Origin of the sequence: Staphylococcus pasteuri (assembly GCF_030547725.1) — a bacterium.
GTDB classification, from domain to species: domain Bacteria; phylum Bacillota; class Bacilli; order Staphylococcales; family Staphylococcaceae; genus Staphylococcus; species Staphylococcus pasteuri.
In genome coordinates, this window is the sequence record NZ_JAUOQO010000329.1 from 1 (window position 1) to 274 (window position 274).

1 protein-coding gene is annotated in these 274 nt (G+C 38.3%); it reads left to right on the top strand.

Features of this window, described 5'->3' with window-relative positions:
* A partial coding sequence (locus Q4528_RS13860; protein ID WP_303522160.1) for a beta-barrel domain-containing protein occupies positions 1–274 on the top strand: 274 nt, incomplete at both ends.

Sequence of the window (274 nt, forward strand, 5' to 3'; positions counted from 1 at the left end):
TGCTGATACTGAGCAACAACTTCAAGTTGTAAGAGGACGTACAGATACTTTAAATAGAACAACATTTAAAGCGCCTATGCGTGGAATTGTAAAGGAGATTGCTGTGACAACTCAAGGAGGAGTTATCCCTCAAAATGGTAAGCTAATGACCATAGTTCCTTTGGATGAGCGGTTATTAATAGAAGCTCGCATTTCTCCAAGAGATATTGCATTCATTCATCCTGGACAAGATGCTCTCGTTAAAATTACAGCCTATGACTATTCTATTTATGGT